11 protein-coding genes and 1 pseudogene are annotated in these 12,984 nt (G+C 61.7%); 9 read left to right on the top strand and 3 right to left on the bottom strand.

The window, feature by feature from the left end; all coding sequences use genetic code 11:
- Positions 1-67 precede the first annotated feature (67 nt).
- A complete protein-coding gene (locus ACEN9A_RS09160) occupies positions 68-1,435 on the top strand; it encodes an erythromycin esterase family protein (RefSeq protein WP_258673061.1) in 1,368 nt (455 codons plus the stop codon).
- Positions 1,436-1,469: 34 nt separating this feature from the next.
- On the opposite strand, the gene ACEN9A_RS09155 is transcribed toward ACEN9A_RS09160, so the two are convergent.
- Both ACEN9A_RS09155 and ACEN9A_RS09150 read right to left on the bottom strand, forming a co-directional pair.
- A complete protein-coding gene (locus ACEN9A_RS09155; protein ID WP_258673060.1) occupies positions 1,470-2,120 on the bottom strand; it encodes a dienelactone hydrolase family protein in 651 nt (216 codons plus the stop codon).
- The gene (locus ACEN9A_RS09150; RefSeq protein ID WP_408981118.1) at positions 2,113-2,817 is read right to left on the bottom strand and encodes a phosphoribosyltransferase; all 705 of its coding nucleotides are present in this window, start codon (positions 2,815-2,817) and stop codon (positions 2,113-2,115) included. The genes ACEN9A_RS09155 and ACEN9A_RS09150 overlap by 8 nt, the downstream gene beginning before the upstream one ends.
- Positions 2,818-3,004: 187 nt before the next feature.
- Between ACEN9A_RS09150 and ACEN9A_RS09145 the strand changes: the two are divergent.
- Positions 3,005-3,130 (top strand): annotated as a pseudogene (locus tag ACEN9A_RS09145) (phosphoribosyltransferase); the annotation flags it as partial.
- Between the two features lie 13 nt (positions 3,131-3,143).
- Here the strand turns inward: ACEN9A_RS09145 and ACEN9A_RS09140 are convergent.
- Positions 3,144-3,728, bottom strand: coding sequence for a Spy/CpxP family protein refolding chaperone (locus tag ACEN9A_RS09140; RefSeq protein ID WP_258673058.1), 585 nt, complete (start codon positions 3,726-3,728; stop codon positions 3,144-3,146).
- Between the two features lie 459 nt (positions 3,729-4,187).
- On the opposite strand from ACEN9A_RS09140, the gene ACEN9A_RS09135 reads away from it, so the two are divergent.
- The 7 genes from ACEN9A_RS09135 to ACEN9A_RS09105 all read left to right on the top strand — a co-directional run bounded on the left by ACEN9A_RS09135 (position 4,188) and on the right by ACEN9A_RS09105 (position 12,926).
- A complete protein-coding gene (locus ACEN9A_RS09135; RefSeq protein ID WP_258673057.1) occupies positions 4,188-5,045 on the top strand; it encodes a polysaccharide deacetylase family protein in 858 nt (285 codons plus the stop codon).
- Complete coding sequence (locus ACEN9A_RS09130) at positions 5,042-6,313, top strand: putative glycoside hydrolase (RefSeq protein ID WP_258673056.1); 1,272 nt, start codon at positions 5,042-5,044, stop codon at positions 6,311-6,313. The genes ACEN9A_RS09135 and ACEN9A_RS09130 overlap by 4 nt, the downstream gene beginning before the upstream one ends.
- Positions 6,265-8,643, top strand: a complete 2,379-nt coding sequence (locus ACEN9A_RS09125) for an exo-beta-N-acetylmuramidase NamZ domain-containing protein (RefSeq protein WP_258673055.1) — start codon at positions 6,265-6,267, stop codon at positions 8,641-8,643. Before ACEN9A_RS09130 ends, ACEN9A_RS09125 begins: the two co-directional genes overlap by 49 nt.
- Positions 8,644-8,737: 94 nt before the next feature.
- Complete coding sequence (gene ftsH / locus ACEN9A_RS09120) at positions 8,738-10,564, top strand: ATP-dependent zinc metalloprotease FtsH (protein ID WP_258673054.1); 1,827 nt, start codon at positions 8,738-8,740, stop codon at positions 10,562-10,564.
- Positions 10,565-10,619: 55 nt separating this feature from the next.
- Positions 10,620-11,045, top strand: coding sequence for a potassium channel family protein (locus ACEN9A_RS09115; RefSeq protein ID WP_019649457.1), 426 nt, complete (start codon positions 10,620-10,622; stop codon positions 11,043-11,045).
- Between the two features lie 116 nt (positions 11,046-11,161).
- The gene (fnr, locus tag ACEN9A_RS09110; RefSeq protein WP_258673053.1) at positions 11,162-11,908 is read left to right on the top strand and encodes a fumarate/nitrate reduction transcriptional regulator Fnr; all 747 of its coding nucleotides are present in this window, start codon (positions 11,162-11,164) and stop codon (positions 11,906-11,908) included.
- A gap of 34 nt (positions 11,909-11,942) precedes the next feature.
- Entirely contained in the window at positions 11,943-12,926 is a 984-nt protein-coding gene (locus ACEN9A_RS09105; protein WP_258673051.1) for a zinc-dependent alcohol dehydrogenase family protein, read from the top strand.
- Positions 12,927-12,984: the final 58 nt, after the last annotated feature.

Here is a 12,984-nt window from a genome sequence, read left to right as displayed (position 1 = left end):
CTGGCCGTCGACATGACACTACGCAGCACTGCACGTCGACCAACCCGCCTTTATGGGGATGACGTTCATGAACACACCTTCCCAAAACATGCTGAACCAGCTGTATGGCTCGCATACCCACATTGACGAGGCCTCCATCGTCCCGCTCTTGCGCCAATACGCCGAACCCCTGCCGGAACTGAATTCACCGGCCTTTGGCGAAATGTTCGACCGCTTCGCCGATGCGCGCGTGGTGATGATCGGTGAAGCCAGCCATGGCACCAGTGATTTCTATCGGACCCGGGCGGCGATTACCCAACGGCTGATCGAGCAACACGGATTCAATATCGTGGCCGTTGAAGCAGACTGGCCGGACGCGAGTCATGTAGACCGTTATGCCCGGGGGCTGGCGCGCTCGGCCTGGGCACGACACATTTTCAGCCGGTTCCCGACCTGGATGTGGCGCAACACCGATGTGAGAGCGTTCACCCATTGGCTGCATCAGTACAACCACCAACACGCGCCTGAACAGCGCGTCGAGTTTCGCGGTCTGGACGTTTACAGTTTGCGCAACTCCATCCATGAGGTGCTGAGCTATCTGGACCGTGTCGACCCGCAACTGGCACACGAAGCACGGCGTCGCTATGGCTGTTTGACCCCGTGGCAGGATGATCCTGCGCTGTACGGCCACTTCGTCGAACGCGACGGCATAATGCCCTGCGAGCATGCGGTGGTCGAACAGCTCAATGCCATGCTGACCGAGCAACTGGCCGGGGATATCAAGGACGATGAAGCGTTCTTCGATGCGACCCAGAACGCCCGGGTCATCCTGGCGGCGGAACAATATTACCGAGCGATTTATCGAGGTTCGACGGCCTCCTGGAACCTGCGCGACAGGCACATGTTCGACACCTTACGTGCGTTGCTCGAACACCGCGGTCCGCAAGCCAAGGCCGTGGTGTGGGCGCACAACTCCCATATCGGCAATGCGGCCGCGACGGAGATGGGTTGGAAAGGTCAGTTCAATATCGGTCAACTGTGCCGCAATGCCTATGGGCGCGATGTGGTTCTGATCGGCATGAGCACCGACCGTGGCCAGGTGGCCGCGGCCGACGACTGGGATTGCGAGATGCTCATCAAGGACATCCGGCCGTCCCGGCCAGACAGTTGGGAGCGCAAGTTCCTCGACGCCGGCGTCCCGGCTTCATTGACCGACTGGCGGGATCCACAGCGAAAAGAGCTGCGCCGGGCCCTGTCCAAACCGCTGCTGGAGCGAGCCATCGGTGTGATCTATCGACCCGCAAGCGAGCGCAGCAGCCACTACTTCGAGTCAGTGCTGACCGAACAATTCGACGCCATGGTCTGGATTGAACAGACGCAACCGCTAACAGCGTTGCCCCTGCCAAAAAGCCAGGCGCTGGAACCGGAAGACGAAACCTTTCCATTCGGCATATGACAGGTGTCAGACGGCGGTTGTCTGCGTGGGATGACTACCGTCGCAAATACTGCTCGAACCAGTCGCCAGCCAGTCTGGCGACTTCTTCGAGGGTTCCTGCTTCTTCAAAAAGATGTGTCGCGCCCGCCACCACTTCCAGACGTTGCTCGCACTGCAGGGCGCGACTGCTTTGCACATTGAGATTGAGCACCACCGGGTCCCGCTCACCGACAATCTGCAAGGTCGGGGCCTTCACGCGAGACAGCGCCGCACCCGCAAGATCGGTCCGCCCTCCCCGGCTCACCACCGCATGCACCACGTCCGCCCGCTCGGCCGCTGCCATTAGCGCCGCCGCAGCACCGGTGCTTGCGCCGAACAATCCGATCGGTAGCGGTTGCAGTTCGGCGTCCCGACCCATCCAGTCGATCACCTCCACCAGTCGGCTGGTCAGCAGCGCAATATTGAAACGCAATTCCCGGGTCTGGTTGTCCAGGTATTGCTCCGGCTCCGTGAGCAGATCGAACAGCAACGTGCCCAATCCCCGCTGAGCCAGAGACAGCGCAACGTATTGATTACGCGGGCTTGAACGACCACTGCCGCTGCCATGAACGAACACCACCAGACCACCAGCGTGCACCGGCAGACGCAGATCGGCAGACAGCTCCACGTCCCCCAGGTCGAGCTTTCGATAGCGAAGCTCAAACATCGGAATCCTCCTGACCGGAAACACGCGTACCGGACTCTCTGCGCCAGGCCCGTTGCAAACGATCCATGACTTCTTCATCCGAGGTCTGGGAAAAATTCATGTACCAATTGCCGATCGACATCAGCCACTCGGGGGTGAGCGGGCAGATCACCTCATCGACTTCGCCATACATCGCCGCTACCGTCTCGGGTGGAGCCACCGGCACGGCGACGACAATACGCGACGGTGCTTGCAGGCGCGCCGCCTGTATCGCCGCCATCATCGAGGCGCCGGTCGCCAGGCCATCGTCGACCAGAATCACCACCTGATCCTTGAGCGCCACGGGGGCACGCGAGCCCCGGTACAGGCGCTCGCGACGCAACAGCTCCTGGGTTTCCCGTGCCACCACGTTATCGAGCGTGCGCTGATCGATACGGTTCGCCCGCAGCGTATCGTCATTGACGATCTGGATACCGCCACTGGCAATCGCGCCCATGGCGAACTCCTGATGGAATGGCACCCCGAGCTTGCGGACCAGCATCAGGTCCAGGCGAACCTCCAGGGCCGTGGCAATTTCATAGGCAACCGGCACGCCGCCACGGGGCAAGGCGAGAACGATGACATCCGGTCGATGAGCGTATTTGAGCAGCGGCTCCACCAGCCTTCGACCGGCATCAACCCGGTCGCGCAGGAGGGTTTGCGTTGAGGGACTATGAATCACTTGAAAACCTCCCCAGGCGAGCACACCTGTCGGTTCGTATCACACAGCCATGAGCTCTCCAGACCGCAGGAGCGCTGCAAGGCATCTGAATACTGCAAATGTTCGCGTCCTTACCGGATCAAGCATCTCGCCATAGTTGATCAATATCAATCGGGTTGGGGATGGATGGGTTACGTTACCGACATTGGACAGCGGCTCTCGACGGGAGATTGCCATGCCGACTTTACTTGCGAGCCCGCGATTGCGCTTGTACGACAGCGATGAACTCGACTCGGTGCTGCAGGCAATGGCGCGCCAGGCCGCGACACTACAATGAGTACCGCTCACTGTTTACTTTTTTCGTCCTGGTCGCCTTCCATCATTCGTGGTCTGAACATGTGCATCGGCATCTGCCAACGGTCATTGCCGTAAAGCCGGTGATGCACCACCGTCCAGAACAGATCGAAAATGGTTTTCTGCTCAGCATCCAAAACCTCGTAGAAAGTTTTGGTACGCACCAGCGCAGCATCCATGCGCTCCAGATGCGCCTCCATCCACTTGGTTTGTGTGCGCAAACGCTCTATCTCTCTGGCCATTCTTTCGGGGGTCGTTTCATTCATCGGCGCCCTCTTCGTGCCCGCCCTTTCATCACGTTCGACCTTGGCCTTTTCCTGATGCTGATTGGCGTCCGCCATGACCCCCGTGGCCCATGTATCCCAGGCAGCCATTTGCTCCGGCTTGAGATTGAGCTTGCCCTTGAGATCGTCCAGGGTCTGTTGCGTGTATTTGACCCAATCGAAATCCTGAAAATGATGATACATGCCACCTTGCGCAGACATCGGCGGGTTGGCAAAGACGCTGGAGGATGGCACCAGCAACATGCTTGCCGCCATCAACATGCATTGGCCAATCAGGCTTGATTTGTTCATTTGAGTTCATCTCGATACCGTGGGTTGATTCGAGAATAGGAGTCGGCCTGGGGGCGTATCTGATCCACATCAGAAAACAGGCAGACCGTCGGGCAAGTGGATAAACGGTCGAGCTGCCCCCGTAATTGGAAAAGCAGCCAGCAATCGTTATCGGCGGTGCTAATCCAGCGGATCACTGGCTCCTTCCGGGGGACGGGTACCGGGGCGGGGGGCCCAAGATCGTCTTATCGATGTTCATGGGGGGCATACCTCAAAAGAGTGTCATATCCTTTATAAAGTCATCCGCCCACGAGGGCTTGCTGTTGATCTAAATCAAATCAAGGCACAACCGGCCTCCCGTTTTGTCTGACGACTCGCCCCCCTCGGAGCGGACCACATTGCGCGAAATTGATCTGCATCAGATAGACGATGAACGCTCAATACACACTGCAAGCGTCTGGCTCGCGCAGGAGCGCTGACATGTGCGGGAAAATCATGGTGTGTATCGGTGGGGGTGTCGCGTTCCGGCTGCTGATCCGCATCATGCTGACAAGCGTCTGCGCACTGGCCTGGAGCACGGGCGGCGCCGCACAGAGCGCCGCACAGAACGTCGAACCACGCGTCACGATCCTCGTTTACCACCGTTTCTCGGACACGGCGGACGACTCGATGACCGTGCGCATGAGCACCTTCGAAACCCAGTTGCGCGTCCTGCGCGAGCACGGTTATCACATTGTGTCGCTGCGCGAGGTGGTCGACTGGCTGCGCAATCCCGACGCGACATTAGCGTCGAAGCCGGTGGCGATCACCGTCGACGACGGGCATCGTTCGGTCTTCGACAAACTGCTGCCCGTCATCCAGCGCGAGCGTTTTCCGGTGACCCTGTTTATCTATCCATCGGCCATCTCCAATGCGTCCTATGCGCTGACTTGGGAGCAGTTGCGAACCCTGAAGCAGACCGGGCTCTTCGACATCCAGTCGCATACGTACTGGCATCCCAATTTCAACGTCGAACGCAGGCACCGCACGCCGGCGGACTTCCAGCAATTCGTCCGAACCCAACTGCAAAAATCACGTCAACGCATCGAGTCGCAAACCGGTGTGCAGCAGGTCGACATGCTCGCGTGGCCGTTCGGTATCTATGACGACGAGTTGATCGCACTCGCCTCCGACGAGGGTTACGCAGTGGCCTTCACACTAGACGCGCGCAAGGCCGACCGGCACGCGCGACTGCTCGCCCTGCCGCGCTTTCTGATGAGTGATGCCTACGGCGCGCACGCGTTCGCGCAGTTGCTCGGTGAACCGGACACTCAGCCGACCGCGGGGAACCCGCGATGACCTTCATCCGCGCATTGAGGCGCTATGCGATCCCGGCGCTGCTTGTCGTCACTGCCCTGCTGACCGGGCAAGGCGCACTGGCCCTCACCGGTGTCGTGCTCGATTCGAGCACGCAGAACCCGCTTGCCGACGCGATCATCACGACCTCTGCCGGCGTGATGCGTACCGACGAAAACGGGCGGTTCGAGACGGCCGAGGCGGTCGAGAGTGTCGCCGCCCGCGCCCCTGGGTATTTGCGCACCGAGGCCAAAGTGAGTGACGAAACGCCCGTGACGCTCGCATTGACCCCGTTTCGCCCCAAAGCGGTCTATCTGTCGGTGTTCGGCGTGACCAGTTCGACCCTGCGCAACAACGCTGTCAGCCTTGCTGAAAACACCGAGATCAATGCATTGGTGATCGACGTCAAGGGTGACCGTGGCCTGACGCCCTATCGCAGTGCGGCGCGCGAGGCGATCGGCGCAACGGCCCACTTGACCACACGGGCACCTCAGATGCGCGACTTTCCGGCGCTGCTCGCCAAGCTGCGCGCGCAACACCCGTACCTGATCGCGCGCATCGTGGTGTTCAAGGACGATCCTTTCGCCAGCGCGCATCCAGAGTGGAGCGTGCACACCGCTGACGGCCAGCCGTGGCAGGATCTCGAAAAACTGCAATGGATGGATCCGTTTTCGCACGAGGTCTGGCAGCACAATCTCGATATCGCCGAGGAGGCCGCGCAGATGGGTTTCGACGAGATCCAGTTCGACTATGTGCGTTTTCCCGACAAGAGCGGGCTACGCTTTGCCCTCCCCAACAACCGCGCCAACCGGACCGCGGCGATCATCGGCTTTCTGCAGGCCGCACGCGCACGACTCGCGCCCTACAATGTATTCGTCTCTGCAGACATCTTCGGCTACGTCTGCTGGAACCTCGACGATACGGCGATCGGCCAGCAAATCGAACTGCTGGGCGCGGAGCTCGACTACATCTCGCCAATGTTGTACCCGTCCGGTTTCACATGGGGGCTGCCGGGCTTTACCAACCCGACAGCCGACCCCGGCCAGATTGTCAGGCGTACCCTGGCGGAGGCGATGAAGCGCACCCACCTGCCGGGCGTGCGCTTTCGTCCCTGGTTGCAGGCCTTTCGCGACTATGCCTTCGACCGTCGCCCGTTTGACGAGGCCGCGATCAGTGCGCAGGTTCACGCCGCCGACGACGCCGACACCGATGGATGGATGTTATGGAACCCACGCAATCACTACGAAGCCGCCGATCTGCCACAGCGCTGAAGCGCTGGGCGATGCTGCTTGGCCTGGCGATGGCGGCGCACATTGCATGCGCCGCCGATCTCGATGCGACGACGCGCCTGCAAGCCGCACAGATCGTCGAGGGCCAGATCGCCGCCGGGCGCGTTCCGGGGGCGGTTGTCCTGATCGGTGACTCCACGCAGGTGTTCTATCGCCAGGCCTTTGGACAACGCACAACGACGCCCCCCCGCGAGCCGATGACGCTGGACACCGAGTTCGATCTGGCATCGCTGACCAAAGTCATCGCGACGACCACGGCCATCCTGCAACTGGCCGAAACGGGCCGCATCAACCTGGACGCACCCGTTGCACGGTATTGGCCTGCCTTTGGGTCGCACGGCAAAGAAGCGGTGAAGGTGCGTGACCTGCTTACGCACACGTCCGGGCTGCGGCCAGGTTTGCCTGGGCGGCCACCCCGTGCGGGCCGCAAAGGTGTGTTGAGTGCCATCGCGGCGCAGCAGCTGCGCAACGCGCCGGGTGCCCAAGTCATTTACAGTGACCTGAATTTCGTGGTGCTCGGCGAGCTGGTCGAACGCATCACCCACAGCCCGCTCGACGCCTATTGCCAGGCTCACATCTTCGGGCCGCTGGGCATGCGCGATACGGTTTTTCTGCCGGATACCCTGCGAGCGATACGCAGCGCACCGACACTCGCCACCAAGACTGGCACGCTCCGGGGGCGCGTACACGATCCGACGGCGCAATGGATGGACGGTGTATCCGGTAACGCCGGGCTGTTTTCCACGGCGGACGACCTTGCGCGTTTCGCGCAGATGGTGCTGAACCAGGGGCGCGCAGGCAGCCGGCAGATCCTGCGGCCAGCGAGCATCGCCGCCCTCACGAGCGCCGCCTCGCCGCTCGACAGCGTGCCGTGGCGCGGCCTCGGCTGGGAACTGGCCGCACCGTTCGTATCGAACCATGATCGTCTGCCGCCGATTGGCGTCATCGGCCATACCGGATACACCGGCACGGGGCTGTGGATTGATCTGGTGACCCGCCAATTCATCGTCATCCTGAGCAACCGGGTGTATCCCGATGACCGCGGTGACGCTCGCCCGCTTCGTGCGCAATTGCTCGCATTGATGGCCAGTCGCGGGGCGCCTGCAAGCGGCGCGCAAATCGGCCGGTTGCTGCCCTCAGCGGTGCCGGCGCTGCGGGCCGCCGATCGCCTGCCCACCTCGACAGGCCCGGTGCAGACAGGTATTGACGTGCTTGAGGCACAGCAGTTTGCCCCGCTCGCCGGCCTGCGCGTGGGCTTGATCACCAATCGCAGCGGATTCGACGCCAAAGGCCGACGCACCGTCGACGTCCTCGCCCATGCGCCAGGCGTCAGACTGGTGGCGCTGTTTTCGCCCGAGCATGGGCTGAACATCGACGTGGACGAACGAGTCGGCGACACCCGCGACCCGGCGACGGGCCTCACCGTGCACAGTCTCTACGGCGCAACGAAACGTTTCCCAGCCGGTTCGCTCAAAGGGCTGGATGCGCTGATCTTCGACATTCAGGATGCCGGCGTGCGCTTCTTCACCTATGAGACGACACTCGGCTACGCACTCGAAGCCGCCGCGGCGCAAGGCATTGCGCTGTTCGTGCTGGACCGGCCCGACCCGCTCGGCGCACAACGTTTCGGCGGCCCGGTGATGGACAGTCGCCGCGAATCGTTTACCGGCTATTTCCCTGCACCGCTACGGCCCGGCATGACCGTCGGCGAGCTGGCGAGTCTATTCAACCGCAACAAGCACATTGGTGCGGATCTGCGCGTGGTGCCGATGCAGGGATACCGGCGCGCGATGACCTTTGCCGACACCGGGTTGGGATGGGTGCCGCTCTCGCCAAACCTGCGCACGCTCTCCCAGCTGGACCTGTACCCGGATATCGGTTTGCTCGAAGGCGCGAATCTGAGTGTGGGCCGCGGCACACCGCACCCGTTCGAGTGGGTCGGCGCGCCGTGGATCGACGCGACCCGGCTCGCAACCGCGCTGAATGCGTTTGACGTCGGCGCGCATTTCGAGCCGGTCGACTTCGTCCCCACCGAATCAAACTGGCATGGTCGGCTCTGTCATGGTGTGAGCATCACCCGCCTCTCAACGCCTGCGCAACGTCCTGTAGCCAGCCTGGGCCTGGCCCTGCTCGCCACCTTGCACACGCTCTATCCCCACGTACTCGACCTGGCGGCGACCCGTGATTCGATCGGTTCGCAAAGCGTGTGGCAGGCGATTCACGACGGCGCGACACCTGACGCGGCGCAGGCGCTCGACGCAGTGCCGCTTGCGCGCTTCGCGCGGCTACGGCAGGAGAACTTGCTGTATTGACCCTCTGCGCGAGGGAGAAGCTGAAGCAGTCTATCTTTATTAAACGGGTTGGCCGTTGTCTTACCGATACGCGTTCCCACTCTGAGCCAAGGCCATGAAAAAGAACGACCAGTGGAACCTGTCCTACTTGGCGATCGCATTTATCGTGATGGGCCTCATGCAGGTTTTCTTTGTCGAGCGCCAGGCTGTGCAGCCCCTCCCCTACAGCCAGTTCATGCAATTGTTGAACGAGCAAAAAGTCAGTGACTTGCAGATCGACAAGGACCGGATCAGCGGCAAATTGGTGGAGCCCATCGACGGACGCGACCGTTTCTCCACGGTGCGGGTCGATCCGTCGCTGGCGACCGAACTCTCCCAATCGGGCGTCGGCTTTACCGGGGTCAACGAAAACACCTTTATGAACAGCCTGTTGGGCTGGTTGTTGCCGTTCATAATGATCATGGTGTTCTGGCATTTCCTGTTTCGCGGGATGGCGGACAAACAAGGCCTTGGCGGGTTGATGAATGTCGGCAAGTCGCGGGCCAGGATCTTTGTCGAACGCGACACCGGAGTGACCTTCGCCGATGTCGCGGGCATCGACGAAGCCAAGGCCGAACTGGTGGAAATCGTCTCGTTCCTCAAGGACAAGGCCCGATACGCACGCCTGGGCGCGCACATTCCCAAGGGCACTTTGCTGGTCGGCCCGCCAGGCACCGGCAAGACCCTGGTGGCCAAAGCCATCGCCGGTGAAGCCGGTGTGCCGTTTTTCTCGATTTCGGGGTCCGAATTTGTCGAAATGTTCGTCGGGGTCGGTGCGGCCCGGGTCCGCGACCTGTTCGAACAGGCACGCCAGGCGTCGCCCTGCATCATCTTCATCGATGAACTCGACGCGCTGGGCAAGATGCGTGGCGTCGGCGTGTTAGGCGGCAATGACGAGAAAGAACAGACCCTCAACCAGTTACTGGCCGAGCTGGACGGCTTCGATCCGCGTGAGGGCGTGGTATTGCTGGCTGCGACCAACCGGCCGGAGGTCCTTGATCCGGCGCTGTTGCGCGCCGGGCGCTTCGACCGGCAGATTCTGATCGACCGCCCCGATCGCACCGGCCGGGAAGCGATCCTCAAGGTTCACCTCAAGAAAATCACCGTGGAACCAGGGCTCGATGGCGCACGTATCGCCGAAATCACCACTGGTTTCACCGGCGCCGACTTGGCCAACCTGGTGAACGAAGCGGCCATCGTCGCCACCCGTCGCGGCGCCGAGGCGGTCAGCCTGAACGACTTCACCGCCGCGGTGGAACGCCTTATCGCGGGGCTTGAACGCAAGAGCAGCCTGCTCGATGCCGACGAACGCCGGGTGGTGGCCTATCACGAGATGGGGCATGCCCTGGCCGCGAGCAGCCTGCCGGCCATGGACCCGGTGCATAAAGTCTCGATCGTGCCCCGGGCCATCGGCTCGCTGGGCTATACCTTGCAGCGACCGACCGAGGATCATTTCCTGATCAGTTGCCAGACACTCAAGGACCGGATTGTCGTGCTGATGGCCGGACGCGCCGCCGAGGACCTTGTCTACGGCCAGATCTCCACCGGGGCCGCCGACGATCTGGGCCGCGCGACCGATATCGCCCGGCAACTGATCACCCGCTTCGGCATGAGCCCCGAGCTCGGGCAGTCGGTGCTGGAAAAGCAAACCCCAACGTACCTGGGAGATCGCATGGCCACGATGGGCGAAAAGGATTATTCGGAACAGACAGCCCGGGAAATCGACCTGGGTATTCGCGCCCTGCTCGATGAAGCCTACCAACGGGCCAAGGCGCTGCTCCAGAGTCGTCGAGCCGACCTGGACGAGGGCGCCCGCCTGTTGCTGGAAAAGGAAACCCTCACGCCCGAGGAGTTCCCGCCGCTGATGCCATTCAAGCCCACCCCGGCATTACCTGCACCGTGACGCACCGATCAATCGCCCGCAGACGGCGCCCTGCCCCCATCGCTGAAGGATCATCATGTTCGCAGTCACGCTGATCAATACGTTGGTGGTGGTCATCACGGTGGTGATCCACTACGAATGCCTGCTGCGTCTGAACGATTGGCTGCCCAGGCTCAAACTCTGGAGCCGCTTCCGGATCGTCGTCGGGGTATTCGGCGCGATGGTGGCTCATGCGGTAGAGGTCTGGTGTTTCGCGCTGGTCTATTACCTGCTGATCCGCTCCGGTGAATGGGGCAGCCTGAGCGGCAATTTCGATGGTTCGTTCATGGACTGCGTGTACTTTTCCTTCACCACATTCACGACCATCGGTTTCGGCGACATTTCACCCATGGGTAACCTCAAATACCTGACCGGGTTGGAGGCACTGACGGGGCTGGTGCTGATTTCCTGGACCGCTTCGTTCCTGTTTCTGGAGATGCAGAAATACTGGAAGAGCAAGTAACGCCCGCGTCTCAACAGGGGCAAGCCTTTTCCCGCTCATCGATTGAGCCTGTAAACACCCGATTGAAACGGTGATCCGAACTATGCTCTAAGCTCCTGTTACAGGGGCTTTTCGCAATGCCTGAAACCCGGCCATATCAACATCATTATCTGAAAGCTGCGTGTTCCAATTGCAGCGTTCTGGAGTTGTGTCTGCCGATTGGCTTGACCAGCCACGAAGTCGAACGGCTGGATACCCTGATCATTCAGCGCGTAAAGGTTAAAAAAGGTGCGGCCCTGTACCGGGCCGGCGATCCGTTGCGCTCGCTCTACGCGGTACGGATCGGCTCATTCAAGACCAGCATGCTGTCGGTCGACGGTCGCGAGCAGGTCACCGGGTTTCAGATCCCCGGCGAGATGCTCGGTCTGGACGCTATCAGCGACGATCATCACACCTGCAGTGCCTTTGCCCTGGAGGACAGCGAAGTCTGTCCCTTCAACTTCGCCCAACTGGAGAAACTCGCCCTGGAGCTGCCCTCGTTGCAGCACAACATGAACAAGATCCTGAGCCGGGAAATCGTCCGTGAGCACAACCTGCTGATGATGATGGGCAACATGAACTCCGATGAACGCCTGGCCGCCTTCCTGCTGAACCTGTCGCAACGGCTGAGCATTCGGGGGTACTCGTCCCGAGACTTTGTACTGAAGATGCGTCGCGAAGAGATCGGCTCCTACCTGGGCCTGCGTCTGGAAACCATTTGTCGGGGCATCGCTCATCTGCGGGACTCGGAACTGGTCGAGATTTCCGGGCGTAACGTCAAGGTGCTGGATCTGGACGGGCTCAAGCAACTGGTCGCCGGCTGCCACCGGGAATCCCCCCTGTAACGCCTTGCGGTGCATCGGCTTTTGGAGAATCGTCATGCGCGCCATGGTTCTGCATGCCCCCGGCCAGCCGCTGCAACGCGAAGAGCGTCCCGTGCCGCAGCCCGGCGCGCAGCAACTGTTGATCAAGGTGTTGGCCTGTGGCGTGTGCCGCACCGACCTGCATTTGGTGGACGGTGAACTGCCGCAAGCAGTGCTGCCGCGGGTGCCGGGCCATGAAATCGTCGGTGAAGTGACAGCGGTGGGTGGCGACGTTGCACCCGACTGGGTCGGCAAGCGCGTCGGCGTTCCCTGGCTTGGCTGGACGTGCGGTGAGTGCACGTTTTGCTGCTCGGGCCGGGAAAACCTCTGCGACCGGGCACAGTTCACCGGCTGTCATCGGGATGGCGGTTATGCCGACTATACGGTTGCCGATGCCCACTTCTGTTTCCCCCTCCCGGACGCGCTCTCGGCCACCGAAGCCGCACCGCTGCTGTGTGCCGGGCTGATCGGCTTTCGTGCCTTGCAAATGGCCAAAGGCGCACGCCACCTGGGCCTCTATGGCTTCGGCGCGGCGGCGCATCTGGCGATTCAGGTGGCGCGGGGCCGGGGACAGCAGGTGTACGCCTTCACTCGACCAGGCGACAGCGAGGGCCAGGCCTATGCCCGGACTCTGGGAGCCGTGTGGGCAGGCCCTTCGGATCAGCCGCCACCACACCCGCTCGACGCCAGCCTGATCTTCGCCCCTGTCGGTGCACTGGTGCCACTGGCGCTGGAAGCCACCGTCAAGGGCGGTTGTGTGATTTGCGCCGGCATCCACATGAGCGACATCCCCGGTTTCCCTTATCGACTGCTGTGGGGCGAACGCAGCGTCCGCTCGGTGGCGAACCTGACCCGCGAAGATGGCACGGCGTTTTTTGCAGAGCTGCGCCATACGCCCGTGCACAGCGACGTCACCTGTTTTGCCCTGGACGATGCCAATCAGGCGCTGGCCAGCCTGCGGGCCGGTCAGGTCAAAGGGGCGATCGTGCTCGTCCCCTGACGCTCGCCCCAGCCGTGCGGTGTTTTTTCCGGCACCGTCCACCAACAACGCTAGGCTT

The organism is Pseudomonas sp. Pseusp18 (assembly GCF_059506005.1).
Note: the sequence above shows the minus strand (reverse complement) of the source record. Positions and strands in the feature narration are given on the sequence as shown.